The following is a 21,716-nucleotide window of genomic DNA, read 5'->3' on the forward strand; positions in this document are numbered from 1 at the left end:
AAAGAATCCCTACGTTTAGTGCACGTAGTCAGTATAGTCGTCATAGTGAGAGCGGCAGTAGGTCTCACGAATAAAAAATAAACTCACTATGGCACCAATCGCAAAGCAAATGGGCACGACAACAAGACCAATGTGGTAGTTTTCAATTGAATAGATTGGTACTCCTCCCACTTTCTGTCCATTCCAGAAATGGTCTAAGATGTAACCGACAAACGGCTGGAAGAGGGCCCCACCTATGACAACAGCCATGTTATTAAGACCAATTGCTGTAGCAATGCGCGAGTGACGGTTGTTGTCTTTGACAAGGGCAAAGGTTAAAATCTGGCCAGCTGCTGCCACTCCTATGAGAAATAAAAAGACGCAACATAGCCAAAAAGGAATGCCGGGAACGTAGATGGCCACAAGCGATCCAATAAGCCCTATGAATGAGGTTGACGTGAGTAAGATGCAACGCCGCCCTAATTTATCCGAAAACCACCCCAGAAAAGGGCTCATGAGAGCCAATCCCATCCACACCATTGCAATAGCAAGCGCGGCTTTGGTATTGGAAATATGGTACTTGATCATCATGTACGGAACACCCCAAAGAGCTGCAAAAACAGCAATCGGTCCCCAACTAGAAAACGCGTAAAGAGCGGTCCACCAAGTTTGCGTTGAATGAAAAATCTCTTTGAGCTCTTTCCAGACATGGTGACGAGGTTGAGGAGGCGGACGCAAATGCGAAGAAGGATAGTCACGTATAATCATCGCACAGAAAAGTGCAATGACGATCCCTAAAATCCCTGATAATACCATCACAGTGCGCCAACCGAATTCGTTGACCAAACCTGCAAGAGGTAGCTCTCCGCCAAGTGCGCCAATGGCAGCTAAAAACTGGGCGATTCCTACCAAAAAAGCAAAAATATAAGGAGGAAACCATCGAGTTGCAACTACAAGCACCCCAACAAAGGCAAATGCTGAACCGATTCCCATAAAAAACGGCCAAGGCCGGCTAAATAAACGTGACGAGTGAGACCAAAAAATAACGAACCTGCTGCACAAACAAACGCAGCTAAGCTGATGAGAAGTCGGGGGCCGTACCGGTCGTACAAGACTCCTACAGGAATCTGCATCAGGGTATAGCTGTAAAAGTAAAAAGAAGCCAAAATCCCAAGCGCTTTTGCATCGATTTGATAAGCTGCCATGAGTTGATGGGTCATGACACTTGGCGACACTTGCAGTGCCATTTCGTAAATGAGGAAAAGGGTTGCTAAGCAATAGATAAAAAATCCCAGCACCTTTTTAAAGTCTTGCTGCTCACTCATAGAAATCTCTTAAACCACTCTCTTGATAACTGAGCCACCTCTTCTAATTTCCCTTCTTCTTCGAAGAGATGTGTGGCTCCTTCAACAATCACTAACTCTTTTTCTCCAACAATTTTTTCAAAGGCCTCGCGATTCATCTCGATCACAGGACCATCTTCCCCTCCGACAATCAAAAGGGTCGGCGCCTGCACTTCAGGCAAAACGCCGAGCGCCAAATCTGGACGTCCCCCTCTAGAGACAACCGCTTTGATGCTTTTCTTCCTTTTTGCAGCAACAGCCAACGCCGCAGCAGCGCCTGTACTTGCTCCAAACAGGCCAAGGGAATGGCCCATTTCGTTCTCGACCCAATCAACGACCAAAGCTGTCCTCTCCGCCAACATGGGAATATTAAACCTCAACTCGGCTGTAACATCGTCGATACCCTCCTCCTTTGGAGTGAGAAGGTCGAAAAGAAGAGTCGCCATTCCCCCTTTCCGAAGCTCAGTGGCTACAAAGCGATTCCGTGGGCTCTGACGTGAACTCCCACTCCCATGGACGAAAATGACCAGGCCTTTCCCCTCTTCTATTCCGGCTAGAGTTCCCGAAATCGCCCCGTCTCCTACTGGGATAGATACTTCTTTTTCACTCATAAATTTTTTTTATAACGTTCTCTTGCCTTTTTTCTTAAGAAAAAAACCTGTATAATTTCAGCTATGAAAATCGCAGTAGCTCTTTCAGGAGGAGTGGACTCCTCAGTTTCGGCTTACCTGCTCAAACAAGCAGGCCACGACGTCTTTGGACTCTTCATGAAAAATTGGGAAGAAAAAGACGCGTCAGGACATTGCCTAGCAGAAAAAGATTACGAAGACGTCATCAAAGTCTGCGAAACGCTTGACATTCCCTATTATGGCATCAATTTTGCTGAAGAGTACTGGAACCAAGTTTTCACCCATTTCTTAGATGAAATCAAGCAAGGCTACACTCCCAACCCCGACATTCTTTGCAACCGTGAAATCAAGTTCAATGTCCTCTACAAAAAGGCCCTTGCTCTCGGAGCCGATGTGCTAGCAACTGGCCATTACTGCCAAACATCCAACAGCCAGCTTCTCAAAGGACAAGATCCCGGCAAAGACCAAAGCTACTTTCTCTACACCATCAAGTCAGATATCCTAAGAAACGTCCAATTCCCCATTGGGCATATGCTCAAATCAGATGTACGTCAACTCGCACATGATGCCAACATTCCCGTTTTCGATAAAAAAGATAGCACAGGTATTTGTTTTATAGGAAAGCGAAACTTTAAAGAGTTTTTAGAAAATTATATTCCCAAAAGTCCAGGTCACTTCGAAACTCTCGATGGAAAAGTCATCGGGACGCATGAAGGAGCTGTGTACTACACCATTGGCCAAAGAAAAGGGATGGGTATTGGAGGACCTGGTGATGCCTGGTTCGTTGTCGGGAAAGATATTGAGCGGAATGTGGTCCTAGTTGCCCAAGGAAGCGAGCACCCGGCACTCTTCTCTCGAGAGCTGTTTGCAACAGACATTTCGTGGGTCGATGAACCGCCTGCTAAATTCCCCTACAGTTGCAAAGCAAAAATCCGCTACCGGCAAGTCGAAGAGCCCTGTGTGATCGAATCCATCGAAGATGGCAGAATGCACGTAACGTTTCCTCAGCCCATGCGGGCCATCACGCCCCGCCAATCAGTTGTCTTTTATGATGACAACACCTGCCTCGGAGGTGCCCTCATTGAAAAAGCTGGGCCTACCCTCCACAGCCTTAACTCATAGCTAACAATCTTTGAAAAATGCAACCATCAATGCAATTTTGCCATGCATATTGTAAAAGTAAATTAAGAGGTTACGGGTCTGTAAATGTTTTTCTAAAGCCTCTAAACAGAGCTCAATTCCTTTTGGTCCTCAAACAAAACAACATGCGTCAAGTAAAAATTTGATACTACTGTGCTGATAGATCTATTAATTGAATTCTAATCTCGAAGGGCGTATAGTGCTTCTAAAATTGGAGGAAAAGAATGGCAATTAAATCCATTTCGCGCTACATGGAATACCCTTTAGAGCTTTACCAAGCAGAAATAAATACAAGTATTCAGGAAAATCATTATTATCTAGAAACGCTACGCAAAGTCGTTGTCTACGTATTGGGGATTGTTCTTTATCCCACTTTTACTATTTTATCACTCATTGGAAAAGGGATTAAGCTCCTGGAAGGCGAAGCATGCAGTTCCACGAATGAGAGTCACCCAACTTCTAATGAAAGGGGTCCAACTTCTACAGACTCACTTACAAACTCTAACACCCGCCTCCAATTAGATCCTAATCAACAGACGTCTGGCTTTATATCGTATGAGGAAAAAACCTGTGCCCTTATGAAAAGCCGACAGCCTGCCCCATCTTTGCCTTTATCTTATCCTCCAAAAGAAGTGATAAAGATCATTTCAGAAGCAAACGATTTAAAATTCAAATCAAATACCGATCTCCCTACTGGAATAACAAGGATTGATGCTCCTGAACACATTTGCTTTATTTATGATAAGACCCCAGAAGTGATTTATAAAGTTTCACGTTTTGAAAACGAATTTAATGGATATGACAAAGAGCAAGCAACTGCCTACGTCAACCAAGCAAATCATGCACGGTCCATTTGTGAACAAGAAGGTCTTTTTCTACTTCAAGTCCCTCATTCTATCGCAATTGAACTTTCAAATGGATCCTATGCCATCGTGCAAGGTAAGGCCAATATTAATGGAGATTTTGAGTATCAACGAGGATTGTATCGCTCTTTTCTGGCCTCAGAGAATTCCCAAGAGTACATCAGAGAATTGTTTAGACAGTTAGCAATTTTTACTGCAAAATTTAAGTTTGCAGACGTCAAATACAATAACTTGCCTATCACAAAAGAGGGTTATGTTGCTCTTTTTGATGGATGAGAAGGACGCAGTCGTAGGATTCTTAAGGGGAATGACCAAAGGAACATGCGGAGTCCTGAGTGACCTTCCGACTGAAATGCAACTTGCAATAGTTGAGCTAGCTAAACCCCACCTAACCGAAGTGGAATACCAAACGATTTTAAAAGCTTTGCCAAAACTAAATGATCTTAGTGAAAAGCGTTGGAAAAAAATACAAGAGTATTACGAATATGCAGCGAAAAATGCTATCAAGACTCCCGAGCAACCAATTACTTTAAACCCAAACAAGCTAGAGAATCTAACAAAAGAGCAGTTAGAGCTCGCAAAACGTTTAATGCCACTGGTTAATGAGCAACTCAAGGCTAAAAAAGCTTAGCCTAATCTCAGAGCCGCAAGGCGCCTTGTCTTAGATATTGGTACACACGCGCCGTTAAGACAAACACCAGTAAAAATGTCTGACGTATTATGTAATGCGCTCGAAGCTATAGGAATAAAGCGCAGAAATGCTGCTCTAGCAAGATTGATTTTTCAGGAGAACTTAAAAGCCGTTTGTGAGCTTCTTAAAAAGCTTGAGGCCATTCATTCTTTTAATGTTTACAATAAAACTGACGAAGTGAAAATTTATACTTAATCACTCTAGATAGAGTCGTCACGAGATGGACAACAAACAAGCGACTCATGAAAGAAAATTTCAAGGAGATTAGATAGCAGGTAGCCCAAATTGGTCTTTCGAAGGAAAGCAACATCGAAATTTTCTTCAGGATTTGTTTTTAGGATTGACCAACTTGAGACGACACTATCTAAAACCTATCTGCAAACTCAAAGTATCTGAGTTTGCAGATAGGATCCTAATCGAAAAAAGCTGGGCCATCTCTAGCTGATGAACTTCTTACTCTTTAGGAGCTCAGTTGTGGCGCAACCTGTTACAAAGTTGAGTGCCGTCATGAGCGCGACGTTTCCAAATGAGCGGTAGTTTCCTGTGACAATGAACAGAGCAAAGTTGGTAAAAAAGGAAAGAGCAAACGCAGCAGCCAGCAGAGTTTTTTTGCTATTTGGATCGATCTGTCCATTATTGAATGTTTGATGGACCCAATTTGCCATTTTGTGATCCACTCCTGAATGGTGAGTATCATATGTGGTGTCAATAACACCTGTAATGCAACCAGAAACAATGAAGCCAATTCGACTTGCAGTGTAATTTTGCAACCCGACAGATTGAACGGCTTCAGCGAGGACATATCCGAGTCCCATATGAATTAGGGGTTTTTGAACGAAAGTCAATCCAGACATAAGTAGTCTCCTGTGATAAAATCCGCTAAATATTGTAGCGCGTGTCGTCAATTAAAACAAGTTGGAAGGGGCCTTCCAATGGGAGAAATTCGAGGCGTCTGACACGCCCGCCTCCCTTGCTGGCTCAAGAAGTAGGACAACGATGAAATTTTCTCCAGGAGTCAATTAATTATTGAGTATCATGTGACGACACTATCTAACTGCAGAGGACTATTGGTCTACCTAGAGCTCGCCGCAGATTTTACTGACGAGCAAGTCGGAATATTAGCAATCTGGAATGTATAATTACCTCTAACAACTTCTTTTCCTTCAGTCAACAAATCCCAAAGAGCTTGTCGGTCAGGATGATCCGCCTGGCGAATGAGTATTTCATCGAGGTTAGACGGTTTCTCCGCACGCAACTGGAAATCACTATCAATGGTTATTTCTGTTACGACTTCTCGTGTTTCAATAGGAAAATGCGTGTGAATGACACAGAAAGCCTTTTCACTGTCTTTTCCATTTGACTTGATTAAATAGAAAATCATGAAACTACTGGGGCTATGATCTGATTTTTTATACCACATTACAGGATGTGTGAAAGAGCTTTTTGAAAAACGATCTAAATGAATTGAATGCGTGCTGTGGTCATAAAAGTTTGCTTCTTGAAGACGGTTGGCATCGGAGAAAGTAACAATCTTTTTTTCTTCTAAAAGTGAGCGTATCGTCTTCATAAGAACTTCATCTGAGGAGAAATAAGGTCCCGTTTTTGAAGGCTCTTGGTCCGGAGAATCGGGCCCCTTTGGCTCTGAAGTGAGGGGAGGTCTTGTTTGGGACCATGATAAACCTAGGGATTGGATGATTTTAAGGCATAAAAGAGATCCTCCTAATGCCACCATTCCCCAACCAATTGAAGTTCCGTATTCTTCTGAGCAAGAATCTGGATCAGAAAAAGTTCTGCAAGTAACTTGTCCAAGTTCACTAATCATCGTTAAATCCTCCATTTAATTTTTTATCGTAAATTTTACGCCTTTTCTGATTTTTTGAATAAGAGCTATCATTTGAACTTGAACCTATTTCTTTATTGTAAAGTGAGGATTTTTGAGCGCTTTTTTCAAGAAAACGCGCTGTAATAGACAACATGCCCTTAGCAAAAAGTGATTAAAAATCACCCTTTAGCCAAAAAGGCGCGGAAAACTGTTAAAAGATCCTGGTTGCGTCGGAGTCGCGCATAGACAAAGAGCCCCCCAACAAAGGCCAATGCAGGCAGCAAAAATTGAAAAAGCTGCGTCAAAGTATGCGATGAGAAAGAAAAGAATTGAAGATAACCGACCCAGGTTCCATAAGCCATGAGTGACGCCAAAACTCCTCCAGCTAGAAGAGGAATAAAATCGGATAATTCGTACCGAGCATGCCATCCCTGACCGACCAAAAGCTGACGCAGTAGCAAATAGTTGAGCCAAGAGCCCAAGCTTGTTGCTAAGGCCGTGCTAACCGCTCCCAAATGCAAACCAAACACAAAAAAGGTGTTCATGAGGAGGTTCATGCCGACCGTCGCAGCTGAAGCAATCGTCGGTGTGCGAAAGTTTCCTTGAGCATAGAAAACAGCCGAAGAAAGCATGATCAAAGCTGAAGGGATCAATCCCACACTGTAAGCCCAAAAACAAATGGTTGTTTGATTCACTGCGTGGAGCGAAAAGTTTCCCCTTCCATAAACGAGATCAATGGCAAAGTAGCCTAAACTAAAAATAGCTAGAGTCACGCAAAGCATCACCGTAAGGACCCGCCGTACACCGAAGGAAAAAATGCCTTTTGCTTCTTCGATTTCTCCTCCTTTCATCTTTCTCGATAAAAGCGGCACAAGCGTATTCACAGCTGCCATGCCAAAAATCGCAAGGGCAAGCTGTTGAAACCGGATCGAATACCACAAGTAAACTGGGCCTGAGGGGTCGGCACACCGGGCAAAAACCGCATCAAAAAAAGCATTGATTTGAACAGCACCGACTCCAAGCGCCCCCAAACTAAAAGATTTTGCGAGCTTTTTCACTTCCGGATGAACTTTCCACTCAAACCACTGCTTGAGATTTCCTCCAATTCTCTTCCAAATAAGCGGGATAGTGACGAGCCATTGCAAGAAAATCCCGATCACGACCCACTTGGCAAGAGGACCCATTGCCCTCTCAGGCATCCACCCTTTGAGATAGAGAGCTCCAGCTATCCAGGCAAAATTTGCTAAGGCTGGAGCCATGCTCGGAAGGAAAAAGGCATTGTGACACTGTAAGACAGCGATGTTCACTCCATACAAACAGATGAAAAGCAAACAGGGCATGAACAAAGCGGTCAGTCCTAGAATTTCCCGATTACCTGGAGAAAGTGAGAGGAACTGGAGCGAAACTCCGAGCCCTCCTTCAATGAGAAGCGTCAACCCCACTAAAACTACCACTAGTAGAAAAGTCAATCGCCTAAAAAACGCATAGGCTTGCTGCTCATTTTGGGCTCGCAACCCCTCAAAGTGGGGAATGAATGCTGATTGAAGAGGGCCTTCGCCAAAAAACCTGCGCAGCAAGTTCGAAAAACGGAACGCCACCATAAAGGCTGCAACAGTAGGATGATCCCCAAACGCATAGGCCATCACGAGATCTCTGCCAAGGCCGGTCAAACGGCTTAGAAAGATGCCAGAAAAAAAGCGTTTGATCCCCGAGGAAAAATAGCGCGTGAGTTGCTGTGTCATGCCCTCTATTTTCACCCAGTTTCTATTGTATCCGCAACAAAAATCTGATAGAATACCCTTGATTAACACGGAGGATTCGATGAAACGTACCATTTTACTAGCCGCACTTCTCCTCTTCTGCCTTACCTCATCTTCTTACTCAAGAGAAGCGATTAACTTAAAGCAGATCGACGCACTGGCAAAAGAAGCTCGAGAAACCTTCCAAATTCCAGGGCTTGCTGTCGGCGTGGTAGTCGATGATAAGCTGGTTTTTGCAAAAGGATATGGGTACCGCAATGTCGAAGAAAAACTCCCTGTGACTCATGAAACTGTTTTCATGATCGGCTCGATGACAAAGTCATTTACAACGTTTGCACTTGCTACACTTGTGGAGCAGGGAAAAATCTCCTGGGATGATAAAGTCATCTCCTACTTGCCAGACTTTCGATTAAAAGACTCTTATACTACCCAAGAAATGACCATTCGAGATCTTGTCACACACGTTTCAGGACTACCGAGACACGACCTTGTTTGGTATCTAGGTGAAAATTCAACAGAAGATTTATACAACAAATTGCAATTTCTTGAGCCGGTTTCAGGATTTCGAAGCAAGTTCAATTACCAAAACCTGATGTACATGGTTGCAGGAAAAGTCATTGAGAAAGTGACGGGAAAACCTTGGAACAAATGGGTCTTGGCAAAGATCATGACTCCCTTAAAAATGACCCATTCAAGTTTCTCGGTCGCTGAGCTGCAATATCTATCAAATGTCGCCCTCCCCTATGTCTTAAAAGATGAAGAGCCGCTGCAAGTTCCCTATCGAGAAATCTCCCATATTGGCCCAGCGGGATCGATCAATTCGAATCTCATTGATTTAACATCATGGATGAAAATGCTACTCAACTTTGGGCAGTTTGAAGAAACAACCGTCTTAGGTGCCCCTCATGTGAAACAACTTATGAGCCCACAAACTGTCGCTCACATCTTTCTTTCTCAGTTTCCTGAATCTAACCATGAATTCTTAGAAACATATGGACTCGGATGGTTCATTCAATCATTTCAAGGGCACTATCTTGTTGCCCATGGTGGCTCAATCGATGGATTTCAATCGAATCTCGCGCTTCTTCCACTCGATAAAATTGGAGTCGTTGTCCTCACTAATAAAGGAGGAGGAATTGAAGCAACCCTCCTCACCAAGGCGATTTTAGGCACACTTCTTGGTTATGGTGATGGAGACTACCTTTCCAGTGATCTCTTTACAAATAAAGGTAGCAACGAGGAAGATAGCTTTCCGACAAAAGAAGGGACTTCCCCTTCTCACCCTTTGGAACATTACGCTGGAGTCTATGAGCACCCTGCATATGGTCAAGTAGAAATTGTTTATGATGAAGGACTCAAAATGCAATATCATGGTTTAACGATTCCTTTAGAGCATCTCCACTTTGATGTGTTTCATGGAGAAGCAAAAAGTGATATTCTCCCTCTTAAGCTTACCCTTTCCTTTGATACAGATTGGTATGGAAACGTCAAACAAGTGATTCTTCCTCTCCCTACAGAAGGCTTTGACCTCCAATTTGTCAAAAAACCCCACCAAAACCTCTTCGACTTGGAGTACTTGAAAATCTTTGAAGGAAAGTACAAATTAGCCAATGTTACTGTCAGGCTGTTCATTGAAGACACGACGCTAAAAGCCGAGGTTCCGGGTCAACCCCTCTATGAACTAGTTCCGCAAGACAAAAAGACTTTTACGCTCAAAGGGTTTGATAACATCCACTTCGAATTTATTATGAAAAATGACACAGAAGTTGAGGTCTTAAAAATTGTGCAACCTCAAGGTGTCTTCAAAGCCACTCCATGTTCTTAATCTACTCTTCGAGTAGAGTGGCTGTTTCTTGATTGATGAGCTCTCGCGTGTCTGCCGCTTCTTTTAGAATCGGTGGACTCGCATCTCGACTGAGAGTGATGTTGTATCCTTTACACCCACTAAGAAAAGTCAAAGTTAGCAAAATAGCGAGAAAAGCACATGTCTTTAACATTCTAATACCCATAAATGTTGAGCTGCAGCTTACCTACTTCCAGAAAAAATGAAAAACACTATCTATCTAAAAAAAATTTGGAGTTGAAAGAGGCAAAGCGGATTGTTACAATTTTTTTAAAACGTAAAAATTGCAATGAAAAAACCTCGCACGCCCCCCAAAGTTTCTGGCATCAAAAATGCCTCTAAATTCCAAAAAGCACTGAGTGCTGCGCGTGACTTAGAAAACAAAAAAAAGTACCGGCATTGGGACACTCTGCGCCATCTCACCCCTCCTGAAGGTTTAACTCTTGAAGAGTGGTGGGTAGGGATTAAAATGCATCGGATGGGTGGTCGCAAAGAAATTGCTTTGAAAGACCTGAAGGGTAGTTTATTCAACTACACCATGACTGATTTTGTGACCGAACAACTACACAAAATCGATCTTGGTTCTGGAGGATCAATTGGAGTTCCAGAACCGATCATGAATCCTCAAACGCGCAATCAATACCTTGCCCGCTCCCTGATGCAAGAAGCGATCACTTCGAGCCAGTTAGAAGGAGCCGTCACAGTTCGTGCCGCTGCAAAAGCCATGCTCAGAACAGGGCGACCTCCTCGAGATAAGAATGAGCAGATGGTGCTCAATAACTACCAAATGATGCAACGAATTCAACAGTGGAAAGATTTACCCCTGGCAGAAAGATTGATTTTTGAAATCCACAAACAAGTCACAGAAAAAACACTCGATAAAGAAGAGGCCGCAGGCCGGCTGAGAAAAAAAGAAGAAAGTGTGATCATCGAAGATGTCTCCACCCACGAAATCTTGCACAATCCCCCACCATCAAGTCAGTTGCGTAAACGACTCAAAGCCATGTGCGACTTTGCCAATGGAAAAACGCCCGATTATTTTGTCCACCCAGTCATCCGCGCCATCATCTTGCACTTTTGGCTTGCTTATGATCATCCCTTCGTTGATGGGAATGGAAGAACAGCCCGGGCTCTATTCTATTGGTCCATGCTCAGGCAAGGGTATTGGCTCTTTGAGTTTATTTCGATTTCAGAAGTGATTTTACGAGCCCCCTCCAAATATGCTATCTCCTTTCTTCAAACAGAAACCGATGACAATGACCTCACCTACTTCATCATCTATCAATCGAAAGTGATTGAAAGGTCGCTCTCAGCATTGAACCAATACATCACACGTAAAACGGAGCAGCTCGCCAAAGTGACAGAGCTTTTCCGATCAGGAGAACTCTTCAACCACAGGCAACGCGCCTTGCTTGCCTATGCTTTGCGTTTTCCAAGGCAACCCTTCACCATCGATACACACAAAAACTACCACCACATTGCCTATGAAACGGCGCGACATGATCTACGTGCACTTGAGAAGCGAGGCTATCTCATGCAACGTCGTATAAGAAACGCTTTGGTCTTCACTTCCCCTGACAATCTTTCAGCCCTTCTCACTAATGAGGAAACGAAACGGTAGGCAAAAACTCGGCCTTCCCCGTTTCTAGAATCGCATGGCTATACCAATATGTGACTGAAAATGAAAAGAGGGTGTGAAAGAGAAGAGACAGCAAGACAGCGCCATAAAGTGTGGCATAGACTTGTAAATCATAGGGGAGAGCCAGCAGTGCTAAAGCTGCAGGCACCAAGGCTCGTGGCCCAAAAAAGGCGCAAAAACAAACAGTTTTCCATTGGAATTTACTGCCCCAAAAGCTCACCATCACTCCAATGAACCGGATCACAAAAAGAGAAAGAATGGCATAGAAAATCATCTTTCCAGTCAGAGAGTGCGCAAGCGATCCTAAAATCTGACAGCCAAAGGTAATAACAAAAAGAAAAAAGAGAAGGCGTCCTTGTCGACGGCCAAAGTCAAACAAACCGTCACAAAGCGAGCGACCAGCATGCCCCATTGTCAAGGCTAAGGCAATCACCCCCATGTACCCATTCCAGCGAAAGCATTCACAAAGATAGAATAAGGCAAAAGGAGCGACAAACAAACTACTGATCACAAAAGGGCGATGGGCAAGGTGGCTTTTCAAGGCAAGGCGGGTCAGATAAATGATCCCATATCCTAAGGCTACTCCAATGGGAATCGGAAGGAGAAGTGCAACAAGACACTTTGCTGTAAAAATCATAAAGAGCAAAACCGTCAAAATAGGCGTGACAGAGGTTTCTAAATTGAGCACTTGGGCAATACGAGGAGGAACCCTTTTCGACTCAATGGGCATAGGGGTTGCTTTTAGATCAATTGTTGCCAGGGCTAGACCAAGTAAAGTCGAAGCCATCCAAGGCAAAGCCAAAAAATAATGAGCTAAAACAGCTCCTAAAAACGCTTGGATGAAAAAACCAATAGTGAGTTGACGGAAGGCTTCTCGGTGGTAGTGGATGATCTTGGGAACGTGAATGCGAATGCCATCGATAAATAGAAACAAGACTAAAGGAATTTGGGATAACGTTTGAATCGCTTTAAGAGAAGGAATTTGATGGAAATAGCCAAGAGCGATTCCAAAAATGAGGCAAATCAAGGTGAGCAAGCCCAGAACATGATGCAGTTTTTTCGTCACCCATGAGATGAGAAGAAGAAAAAATGCTGTGAGCGTGACCCAAACCAACTTACGTCCCCAAAGGAATGAGAGGGTTAATAATAAAGAGGTAAATCAATGTTCCAATCCCCGAACCAATGAGCGGACCTAAGATGGGGACCCAAGCGTAATCCCAATCAGAATCCCCTTTTCCCTGAACAGGAAGGAGGGCATGCATGATCCGAGGACCTAAATCGCGCGCGGGATTGATAGCAAACCCTGTGGGACCGCCTAAAGATAAACCAATGCTAAAAACCAAAAAGCCCACTGCAAGTGGTCCCACACCACAGGCAAGTCCATTGTGAAAGTTAAAGATTCCAAGTACTCCGATCAAGAGAACTGCTGTCGCAATGACCTCTGTCACAAAATTCCATGAAATTCTCCGAATCGCTGGCTGCGTACAAAAAATGAGCAGCTTGTGTGTCTTATTTTCAGACTTTTCGAAGTGGGCATGATAGGTCCACCAAACCAGCAGTGCTCCGACCATCGCACCTAAAAGCTGACCGATAAAATAAAAGGGGGTCAGGGCCCAAGGTGTTTTTCCTGCAATGGCCAGGCCAAAGGTGACAGCGGGATTAATATGACCTCCCGTCGCCCATCCGATCGTATAGACGGCCATGGCAACGGCAAATCCCCAGGCTGTTGTAATCACAATCCAACCTGAGGCTTCCCCTTTCGATTTTTTGAGTAACACGTTTGCAACAGACCCATTCCCTAAGAGGATGAGTAACAAGGTTCCAATGAATTCACCCCAGAATATTGTCATGGTCGTCACTTGGGTTTAAAAATAATATGTTGACATATAGCAGATTTCAATGAAAAGGTACAAGTGAGGAGACGTAGGTAGAGCTATGCGGTATATTTTAGCCTTGGACCAGGGAACAACAAGCTCAAGAGCACTTGTTGTGGATCATGAAGGAAACATTATTGGGATCGCTCAAAAGGAGTTTCGACAAATTTTCCCAAAACCGGGTTGGGTCGAACATGATGCCTCTGAAATTTGGTCTTCACAAGCTTCCGTTGTTGCCGGAGCTCTTGCATCCGCTCATCTCAACATGCGCGACATCGCTGGAATTGGGATCACCAATCAACGGGAAACAACCGTTGTTTGGGATCGGAAAACATCCCGCCCCATTTGCAATGCAATTGTTTGGCAAGACAGACGGACCAAAGATCTTTGCCAAAAACTCAAGTACGACGGATACGAATCTCTCTTCCAAGAAAAAACAGGGCTCTTACTCGACCCTTACTTTTCTGGAACAAAGCTCAAGTGGATTCTCGATAACATTCCCCATGCTCGTGAACGCGCCGAAAAAGGAGAACTGGCATTTGGCACAGTTGATTCCTGGCTCGTTTGGAAGCTGACAGAAGGACGTCAACATGTGACTGATGCCACCAATGCCTCCCGCACACTGATGTACAACATCCACACAGGAGAGTGGGATGAAGAACTTCTTGAGATTCTCTCCATTCCTCGCTCTCTATTGCCCGAAGTGAAAGGTTCAAGCGAAATCTATGGCGAATGCTCAGGCGATGTTTGTTCTACCGCCACTCCCATTGGAGGAATTGCTGGAGACCAACAAGCCGCCCTTTTCGGACAATCGTGCTTTCATGAAGGAATGGGCAAAGTGACTTATGGAACAGGATGTTTCATTTTAATGAACACGGGAAACACACCTGTGAAGTCTAAACACCACCTGCTGACAACTGTTGCCTACAAAATTGGAAACGAGACAAAGTACGCCCTTGAAGGAAGTGTCTTCATCGGTGGAGCTGTCGTCCAATGGCTCCGCGACAATCTTGGAATCATTAAACACTCAAGAGACGTCGAGACACTCGCGCAATCAGCTGTCGACTCTGAGGGTGTGGTGTTTGTTCCTGCTTTTACCGGGCTCGGTGCACCTTATTGGGATCCGAATGCTCGAGGTGCCATCATGGGAATCACGCGAGGCACCACCAAAGAGCACATTGCGCTTGCGTCATTAGAAGGTATCGCTTTTCAAGTCGCTGATGTGATTGAGCTCATGCAAAAAGGAACAGAAATTGAAGAATTGCGCGTCGATGGAGGCGCCGTCGAAGACAATTTACTGATGCAAATTCAGACGAATTTCTTAAATATTCCACTCATTCGACCTAAATGGAAAGAAGTCTCTGCTCTTGGAGCTGGTTTTTTAGCAGGACTCGCTGTCGGATATTGGAAGAGCCAAGATGAAATTCAAAAACTTTGGCAAAAAGAGCGCGAGTTTTTACCCACTCTTGACAAAGCTGAATTGAAGCAAAAGAAAAAACAATGGAAAAACGCAGTACAGTGCATTCAAACATGGGGCAATTCATGAAATATTTTTGGTTTTTTCTCCTCCCCCTTTTTTCTCTTTTTTCAGAGGAATCTCAGATCTTTCAAGTCTCTACGTTTAGTGCGCTCATGCAAGGAGTCTATGACGGATCCATGACTTACGCGGAAGTGGAGAAGCAAGGAAATTTTGGTCTCGGGACTTTTAACCAAATCAATGGGGAAATGGTGGCACTCGATGGTCTCTTTTACCAAGACTCACCCAACGGAACTCTAAGCCAAGTAGATCCTAAACAAACGACTCCCTTTGCTGTGATCACATTTTTCAATAGTAGCTTTTCTCAAAAGCTCCTGAGCTCAAGAAATTTTGAACATCTAGGAAGACTTCTTCTTCCCCTCATTAAGCAAAAAAACACCCCTCATGCCATCAAAATTGAAGGATCATTTCGCCACCTTCACCTCCGTAGCTTACCCAAACAAGATCCTCCCTACTCCAATCTGATGCATGCTGTCAAAAAACAAAACGAATACGATTTTTATGATATCAAAGGAACGCTTGTCGGCTACTACTTTCCCGAATACCTCAATGGAGTCAATGTCGGTGGATTTCACTTTCACTTCATCAGTGCAGACCTCACAAAAGGAGGCCACGTCCTCGATGTTTCGACAAAATCAGGTACCTGTTATTTTCAACCGTGTCAAAATTTAAAAATCCACTTTCCAGACAGTGCTAGGTTTGCTGAAGCAAACTTAAGAAAAGATCTCGATGAGATCCATGACGTGGAACAACCCGAACTGAAGGGGTACTAGATGAAACGCGAAGACATGCTGAGAAACCTTCGAGAAGAGAACTGGGATGTGATCATCATCGGAGGTGGAGCCACTGGACTGGGAGCAGCAGTTGATGCCGCCTCTCGCGGATTGCATACTCTTTTAGTGGAACAACACGACTTTGCAAAGGCCACTTCTTCACGCAGCACCAAGCTCATTCATGGAGGACTCCGTTATTTGCAGCAAGGTAACATCGCACTCGTCTTAGAAGCCTTGCGAGAAAGAGGACGCCTGTGCCAAAACGCACCCCATCTCATTTATCACCGCGCTTTTTTCGTCCCGAGTTACAAATGGTGGGAAGGTCCTTTCTATGGCATTGGGCTGAAGATTTACGATATGCTTGCAGGGAAACTAGGCCTGGAACCTTCCAAACATCTGTCCCGCGAAGAAACGTTAGGAGCGCTGCCAAACCTCGAACCCGAAGGGCTCCGTGGAGGAACTGTTTATTACGATGGGCAATTTGATGACTCCCGTTTAGCATTCACCTTAGCCCAAACCGCTGCTGACCATGGCGCCACCATCTTAAACTACATGAAAGTCACAAGTTTGATTAAAGATAAAAACCACCTCACGGGTGTTGTCATCGAAGATCAGGAAACACAAGAGAAGAAAGAGCTCTACGCTAAAGTGATCATCAACGCAACAGGGGTTTTTTCAGATGATATCCGACACATGGACAAGCCTCAGGCCCCATCCATTATCCAACCAAGTCAAGGCATTCACATTGTTTTAGAAAAACACTTTCTTGAAAGTGAAACGGCGATTTTGATCCCTCACACAGATGATGGACGTGTTCTTTTCATGGTTCCTTGGCATGATCGCATTCTCGTTGGGACAACTGATACCCTCATCAAAGAAAAAAGCTTAGAACCCAAGCCCCTAGAAGACGAAATCGAATTCGTCCTCAAACATGCTGGAAAATACCTGACAAAACGCCCCAACCGCTCTGACATTCTCAGCGTTTTTGCTGGACTGCGCCCTCTTATCGCCCACCAAGGAAAAAAGACAGCAGCTCTCTCCCGTGACCATTCGATCATTGTTTCTGAAACAGGTCTTGTTACAGTTGCAGGAGGAAAATGGACCACCTACCGAAAAATGGCAGAAGATGTCATCGACAAAGCCATAGTGGTGGGCGGTTTAGCCGAATGTCCTTGTCGTACCAAAACACTTCAATTGCATGGATGGCTCGATCAGGTCGACCCCATAGATCCTTGGAGCGCTTATGGATCTGATAGAGAAAAACTCGAGAAAGTCCTGAGTGAAGACCCCTCTTACAAAGAGCTGCTGAGCAATCGTCTCCCTTACATGAAAGGTGAAGTCATCTGGGCTGTACGCGAAGAAATGGCCCGAACCGTTGAAGACGTTCTCTCGCGCCGCACGCGCAGCCTGCTGATCGATGCCCACATTGCTATGGCCGTTGCCCCTGAAGTCGCCAGTCTCATTGCGAAAGAACGAGGGTTGCCCAAATCCTGGGAAGAAAGCCAAGTCAAGGAATTCAAAGAGCTTGCAAATATTTATCTTCCTTGAAGATAATTTAAGCATGTTTAGGTCTCTTTTACTTTCAATTCTCCTTTTCTGCTCCATGGGGTTTTCGAGCTTGCTCACCCCAGAAGGTGAGCTTTCGCCTCCCCTCATCGCCATTTTTGAAACACTTGAAATCTCCCCTGATGCTCCCCTCGAAACTCTCACTGCTCAACTCAAAGAAAAGTGTCATCAAAAAGGTGATCGATGGAACTTTACAAACCGGTTTGAAGAAGAGCGCGACACGCTTCTTCCCCTTTTGGAAGAGCTTGGCTGTTTTCAAACTGTTCATGCTAAAAATACCCAGTACAACTACGCAGTAATCTTAGGAGCGCTACGCCCCTCAGTCCAAAAACGGATCGATTTCCTCGTCGAAGAATGGCAACGTGGAGTCCGCTTTGATGAGGTGATTTTTCTCACAGGAACAAGAGAATTACGTCCTTCTGAAGAGTGCCCTGATTTGCACTCTGAAACCGAAATGATGGTACGCATCTGGGATCAAACAACAATGCCTGAAACACTCAGAAACCTTCCTCTGACTGTCGTTCACTCCGGTCCTGCACATGGACGTGACCGCGCGACCACAGAGAGTACAGTCATTGCTTGGATTGAGCTCACTCCTTTTCCAGGAAGTTGTCTCGTCTTTTCCTCTCAGCCCTACGTGGGCTATCAAGACGCCATCTTGCGAGCACGTATGCCTGCCTCATTTACCATTGAAACCATCGGGGTTGAAGGGGGACGCACTCTTCCTTCATCTATTTTAATGGACAACCTCGCCAAGTGGCTGCAGTGGTCGCTTCAGTCACAAGCAATCCAGACAAAAGATGAGAAGTTTTACTCTTCGTAAAATTTATCTGAAAATTGTCCAGGATTAGAAGAACTTAAATCTGGATGTACGCGCATTTCGAAATAAGGCATCTCTAGAGCTTCTTCTGCGTGTACACGCTCTGATGCATCTGCTGCTCCGACTTTTGCCATGACATCCTTAAGTTCTGGATCAGCCCAAAAAAGATTAGGATCTGTCTCAAGAACATTGCGTAAGTTTTGCTGTAAATGTACGCTCTGCTCAAATTTCTTATGCAAAACTTTCAAATCTTTAAAGAGTTTAACCCCTTGGAAAAGATCTTGCCCTGATGCAAGCGAATACGCCATTCGGAATAAGCTGTAACTATCTGTCTTGCGACTTATTATACCTATCGGTATCACTAAAGCTTTCAGGTGGGTGAACACTTCGATCTCCGGTTTGGTCCGATGTTCTACCATTCTCTCTTTCGATGCCAGCTGTTCCATAATCAATGATTTTCACATGGCCAGACCGAATTCGAATCACATTAGATTCTTTTAGGTCTCTATGACAGATCTTTTTTTGGCCTAAAGCTGTCGCACCCTTAAAAAGATCTTTCAAGATACCTTGAAGCTCCTTACCAAAGAGTTTTTTTCTACCTTCTAAGACTTTTTCTAGGTCTTGAGATCCTGCAGCGTAATTTCCAATCGTTCCAACAGCTATGAGTTCCTTTCCATTCCCGAGGATTTCTGGTGAGTCAAACAACTTCTGAACTTGTTCTTGATCGAGAATTTCGAAGGTATCAGCTTGAGGATCATAAGCAATGATATGGGTATTACCAGCAAGATTTGGATGGTCAAGTACCACACTGAGCCATTCTCCACCAATGTAATCTTCATTAAGTTTATAACTATTTGCGACATAGGCTTTTTGAAGGGTCGATGGAGGAAATAATCTTAAAATACACTCTTGCCTTGAGTTTTCAACCTGCACTATAAATGCAGTGGAATTCGCTCCGTTTCCGATCTTTGAAACAGACATAGTACCAAAATGGTGACCAATTTGATCTATAATTCTATCCGTTCGCTCTACAGAAGCAGTGTCATAAAAATCCGTTTCGAGAACTTGAGATAGCATGGTGTAGGTCTCTTCAGTGAAATGTTTAGATAGAGCTTTTCGTGTTTCTCCATGAGTAGAAGCTTTCCTTGGCAATTCGGTCTCTTCTGAATCTTCTTCTCCTCTATATCCTTCCGTAGTCTGAAGAGATCGTTGTGCCCATTCAGGACTTTCTTTTTCACAACTGCCACATTCTACTGTAATATGCCGAGCTGAAAGTTCAGGCTTTTTGTCACGACGCTCTTTTGTATGAACTGGTTGTGACGTATCATGGCTCTCTTGATCATGATCAATTGATTGCTTGGATAAACCGTGAAAATCAGAACCATGTGTTTTTGAACACATATTTGAAATAGACATGCTTTTCTCCCCTTTTTCCATACCTTCTTGTCAGGCCCCATATCCCCAAAGAAGTAGCTATCGAAATTCAATGAGAATTAAATATGGACAAAACTAACCTTAAAAATATATTATATCATAAATAATATTTAAAATAAGTAATTAATTTAGTTAAATTATAAAATAAACATTCTTGTCTTTGACTATTAATAGATTACAGAATTATAAAAGAATTGTAGTTGACCTTGATAAACTGAGACCTAGGACTGAAAACCGTATTTACCTGATTATTAAGTATTTGTGAAACATCTAAACCCGAATGCTATCCTTCTCTTCCCCTATCAAATGCCACCAAACAGGTTTCGATCAACCTCCCTTCTCAAGATTGAAGTTTCTTGAGGATATTCCGTCTTTCACCTATATCGAAAAATATATTCTTCTTTGCTTGGAGGTCTCAAGATGCTTAGAGCTGCGCTCTTTTTTCTCTTTGTTTTTGTTTCAATGTATGTATTTGGAGACGTTATCAATATCGAAGGCGCTACAAATATCACAACAACTTCCAGCCAAGTCAACGCAATTGTCGTTGATGGAAATGGAAACATGAGCCAACAAGTCTTCCCCTATAACCCGCAAACTCAGCAGGTTGATGTTGGGAATGCAAACCAAGGACAGAATGCTAGCATTTACTTCACTCTCTTCATGATGGGTTTTATGTGGTGGGATGGGTATTGGGTTGGACATAATGGATATTATTGGAATGGACATACCAATGTTTATGTAAAAAATGTCAACTGGAACAACCACTGGAACAATTATTGGCACACTACTTGGAGCCAAAAGTGGCAAGGCTACTACAACAAGCATAAGAACGACCCGAATTTCCCATATAAACACAATAAAAGCTGGCCTCACCATTCCGGACAGTTCCCCTCTCACGATCATCCACACACACATGAACATTCTCATCCTCATGAGCATCCTCACCCTCAGCAAGGAGATCACCACTTTCAGCACCGTCCCCAGGGAAGGTCCTTTCACCACCCCTAAAGAGAAGTCTCAATCTCCTCACTATCAAAAACTTATAAGGAAACTCTTTACAATAGATTCAGAATTAATAAGTTAAAAAAATATTTCCACTAAATAAAGAAATAGTTAAAATTAGCTTAAGAAGGAATCTAATTGGGAGGAAATTATGCGTATTTTTCTTAACACTAACTCTAGTGAAGCTACTGAAAATCAAAGCTCTGAAGTCAGCTGGGATGAACTACTGATCATTTCAGTAAGATAAGGACGCAACATCCTAAAAATCAGTAGTCAAAAACTACAAGAGCGCAGACATGGCTGCAAAAAAAGTGGCATTGAGCGCTCTTTTTTTTACCCTCTAAATATAAGAATCTTAGAGCTCACTCTTCCGATCCTTTTTGAGTCTATTTGAGTTTAAAAAATAGATATGAGAAAAGGAAAAAAAAACAGGAATTAGGATGAGGTCACCGTCCCATGAGAAGGTTCTTATTAGTCTTATTGCTCTTGCCTCTTTTTGCTTTTGCTGAGGAGCCACTAATCTCCCAAATCGTCACACCTCGAGGAGAAACCAACCCCCAAACATATAATAAAGAGACCGTTAAGGATTTCTACACCGCTTTCCAAAAGAATAATCCTCAAGCTTTAGACGAACTGCTCAAAAACAATTATGGAGTCCAAGATTCAACAGTAGTTTTCGACTCTGCCTACAGCAAATACGATGCCTTTAGCAAAAACATGAAAGTCCGTCTTGCTTCTTTGCACAAAGCTTTTCGCGATCTCGACATCAAAATCATTGAAATGATGGCTGATGGCAACAAAGTGATGGCTCGTGTCCAAATGACAGGAGTCCAAACTGGGTCTTTTCTTGGAGTAGAGGCGACCAATAAACCTGTAGTGATCAAAGTGTTTGCTATTTTCACCTTTGATGGAGGAAAAATCTCCCACATCAATGAGGTATGGAATGAACTTGGAGTGATGAAACAAATCGGTTACATCGTCCTCTAGAGCGAGATAGGTTC

The 21,716-nt window shown here is 43.6% G+C and carries 22 protein-coding genes; 11 read left to right on the forward strand and 11 right to left on the reverse strand.

Features of this window, described 5'->3' with window-relative positions; all coding sequences use genetic code 11:
- Positions 1-15: 15 nt before the first annotated feature.
- Genes ACOOFG_RS06960 through ACOOFG_RS06970 form a run of 3 tightly spaced genes read right to left on the reverse strand, consistent with a single transcriptional unit; the run spans position 16 to position 1,933 of the window.
- Complete coding sequence (locus tag ACOOFG_RS06960) at positions 16-972, reverse strand: MFS transporter (protein ID WP_420420753.1); 957 nt, start codon at positions 970-972, stop codon at positions 16-18.
- The gene (locus ACOOFG_RS06965) at positions 930-1,304 is read right to left on the reverse strand and encodes a hypothetical protein (protein ID WP_420420754.1); all 375 of its coding nucleotides are present in this window, start codon (positions 1,302-1,304) and stop codon (positions 930-932) included. The genes ACOOFG_RS06960 and ACOOFG_RS06965 overlap by 43 nt, the downstream gene beginning before the upstream one ends.
- Positions 1,301-1,933, reverse strand: a complete 633-nt coding sequence (locus ACOOFG_RS06970) for a dienelactone hydrolase family protein (RefSeq protein ID WP_420420755.1) — start codon at positions 1,931-1,933, stop codon at positions 1,301-1,303. Before ACOOFG_RS06970 ends, ACOOFG_RS06965 begins: the two co-directional genes overlap by 4 nt.
- 63 nt (positions 1,934-1,996) lie before the next feature.
- On the opposite strand from ACOOFG_RS06970, the gene mnmA reads away from it, so the two are divergent.
- The 3 genes from mnmA (at position 1,997) to ACOOFG_RS06985 (ending at position 4,585) form a co-directional block, all read left to right on the forward strand.
- Positions 1,997-3,073 (forward strand): tRNA 2-thiouridine(34) synthase MnmA, encoded by a 1,077-nt coding sequence (gene mnmA, locus ACOOFG_RS06975; RefSeq protein WP_420420756.1) that lies wholly within the window; start codon positions 1,997-1,999, stop codon positions 3,071-3,073.
- Between the two features lie 242 nt (positions 3,074-3,315).
- Positions 3,316-4,230, forward strand: a complete 915-nt coding sequence (locus tag ACOOFG_RS06980) for a hypothetical protein (RefSeq protein ID WP_420420757.1) — start codon at positions 3,316-3,318, stop codon at positions 4,228-4,230.
- Positions 4,231-4,261: 31 nt separating this feature from the next.
- Positions 4,262-4,585: a hypothetical protein gene (locus tag ACOOFG_RS06985; RefSeq protein ID WP_420420758.1), complete on the forward strand. Its 324-nt coding sequence runs from the start codon at positions 4,262-4,264 to the stop codon at positions 4,583-4,585.
- 497 nt (positions 4,586-5,082) lie between these two features.
- Here the strand turns inward: ACOOFG_RS06985 and ACOOFG_RS06990 are convergent, their stop codons facing one another.
- From ACOOFG_RS06990 to murJ, 3 genes are all read right to left on the reverse strand, one after another.
- On the reverse strand, positions 5,083-5,499 hold the full coding sequence (locus tag ACOOFG_RS06990; protein WP_420420759.1) for a hypothetical protein: 417 nt from the start codon (positions 5,497-5,499) through the stop codon (positions 5,083-5,085).
- Between the two features lie 218 nt (positions 5,500-5,717).
- Entirely contained in the window at positions 5,718-6,467 is a 750-nt protein-coding gene (locus ACOOFG_RS06995) for a hypothetical protein (RefSeq protein WP_420420760.1), read from the reverse strand.
- Positions 6,468-6,646: 179 nt separating this feature from the next.
- Positions 6,647-8,209: a murein biosynthesis integral membrane protein MurJ gene (gene murJ / locus ACOOFG_RS07000; protein ID WP_420420761.1), complete on the reverse strand. Its 1,563-nt coding sequence runs from the start codon at positions 8,207-8,209 to the stop codon at positions 6,647-6,649.
- A gap of 79 nt (positions 8,210-8,288) precedes the next feature.
- On the opposite strand from murJ, the gene ACOOFG_RS07005 reads away from it, so the two are divergent.
- Positions 8,289-10,052, forward strand: a complete 1,764-nt coding sequence (locus ACOOFG_RS07005; protein ID WP_420420762.1) for a serine hydrolase — start codon at positions 8,289-8,291, stop codon at positions 10,050-10,052.
- 1 nt (position 10,053) lies between these two features.
- Here ACOOFG_RS07005 and ACOOFG_RS07010 read toward each other — a convergent pair whose 3' ends face one another.
- Positions 10,054-10,224, reverse strand: coding sequence for a hypothetical protein (locus ACOOFG_RS07010; protein WP_420420763.1), 171 nt, complete (start codon positions 10,222-10,224; stop codon positions 10,054-10,056).
- Positions 10,225-10,359: 135 nt separating this feature from the next.
- Here ACOOFG_RS07010 and ACOOFG_RS07015 point away from each other — a divergent pair, with 135 nt between their 5' ends.
- A complete protein-coding gene (locus tag ACOOFG_RS07015) occupies positions 10,360-11,691 on the forward strand; it encodes a Fic family protein (RefSeq protein ID WP_420420764.1) in 1,332 nt (443 codons plus the stop codon).
- Here the strand turns inward: ACOOFG_RS07015 and ACOOFG_RS07020 are convergent.
- Both ACOOFG_RS07020 and ACOOFG_RS07025 read right to left on the reverse strand, forming a co-directional pair.
- A complete protein-coding gene (locus ACOOFG_RS07020; RefSeq protein ID WP_420420765.1) occupies positions 11,669-12,823 on the reverse strand; it encodes a cation:proton antiporter in 1,155 nt (384 codons plus the stop codon). The two genes, ACOOFG_RS07015 and ACOOFG_RS07020, sit on opposite strands and share 23 nt — an antisense overlap.
- Before the next feature lies 1 nt (position 12,824).
- A complete protein-coding gene (locus ACOOFG_RS07025; protein WP_420420766.1) occupies positions 12,825-13,559 on the reverse strand; it encodes an MIP/aquaporin family protein in 735 nt (244 codons plus the stop codon).
- Between the two features lie 85 nt (positions 13,560-13,644).
- Between ACOOFG_RS07025 and glpK the strand changes: the two genes are divergently transcribed.
- The 4 genes from glpK to ACOOFG_RS07045 are packed head-to-tail and all read left to right on the forward strand — an operon-like array spanning position 13,645 to position 18,282.
- Positions 13,645-15,129 carry a glycerol kinase GlpK gene (gene glpK, locus ACOOFG_RS07030; protein ID WP_420420767.1) on the forward strand — a complete coding sequence of 495 codons (1,485 nt, stop codon included), beginning with the start codon at positions 13,645-13,647 and terminating at the stop codon, positions 15,127-15,129.
- Positions 15,126-15,893, forward strand: a complete 768-nt coding sequence (budA, locus tag ACOOFG_RS07035; protein ID WP_420420768.1) for an acetolactate decarboxylase — start codon at positions 15,126-15,128, stop codon at positions 15,891-15,893. The genes glpK and budA overlap by 4 nt, the downstream gene beginning before the upstream one ends.
- The gene (locus tag ACOOFG_RS07040) at positions 15,894-17,441 is read left to right on the forward strand and encodes a glycerol-3-phosphate dehydrogenase/oxidase (protein ID WP_420420769.1); all 1,548 of its coding nucleotides are present in this window, start codon (positions 15,894-15,896) and stop codon (positions 17,439-17,441) included.
- A 13-nt stretch (positions 17,442-17,454) separates the two neighbouring features.
- Positions 17,455-18,282, forward strand: coding sequence for a hypothetical protein (locus tag ACOOFG_RS07045; protein ID WP_420420770.1), 828 nt, complete (start codon positions 17,455-17,457; stop codon positions 18,280-18,282).
- On the opposite strand, the gene ACOOFG_RS07050 is transcribed toward ACOOFG_RS07045, so the two are convergent.
- Together ACOOFG_RS07050 and ACOOFG_RS07055 are read right to left on the reverse strand one after the other, a co-directional pair.
- The gene (locus tag ACOOFG_RS07050) at positions 18,270-18,587 is read right to left on the reverse strand and encodes a hypothetical protein (RefSeq protein ID WP_420420771.1); all 318 of its coding nucleotides are present in this window, start codon (positions 18,585-18,587) and stop codon (positions 18,270-18,272) included. The two genes, ACOOFG_RS07045 and ACOOFG_RS07050, sit on opposite strands and share 13 nt — an antisense overlap.
- A gap of 16 nt (positions 18,588-18,603) precedes the next feature.
- Positions 18,604-19,695 carry a protein kinase domain-containing protein gene (locus tag ACOOFG_RS07055; protein ID WP_420420772.1) on the reverse strand — a complete coding sequence of 364 codons (1,092 nt, stop codon included), beginning with the start codon at positions 19,693-19,695 and terminating at the stop codon, positions 18,604-18,606.
- 438 nt (positions 19,696-20,133) lie between these two features.
- On the opposite strand from ACOOFG_RS07055, the gene ACOOFG_RS07060 reads away from it, so the two are divergent.
- Positions 20,134-20,721: a hypothetical protein gene (locus ACOOFG_RS07060; protein WP_420420773.1), complete on the forward strand. Its 588-nt coding sequence runs from the start codon at positions 20,134-20,136 to the stop codon at positions 20,719-20,721.
- A 450-nt stretch (positions 20,722-21,171) separates the two neighbouring features.
- Positions 21,172-21,702, forward strand: coding sequence for an ester cyclase (locus ACOOFG_RS07065; RefSeq protein ID WP_420420774.1), 531 nt, complete (start codon positions 21,172-21,174; stop codon positions 21,700-21,702).
- Positions 21,703-21,716 lie beyond the last annotated feature (14 nt).

The organism is Simkania sp. (assembly GCF_965215465.1).
In the GTDB taxonomy this organism is placed as follows: Bacteria; Chlamydiota; Chlamydiia; order Chlamydiales; family Simkaniaceae; genus Simkania.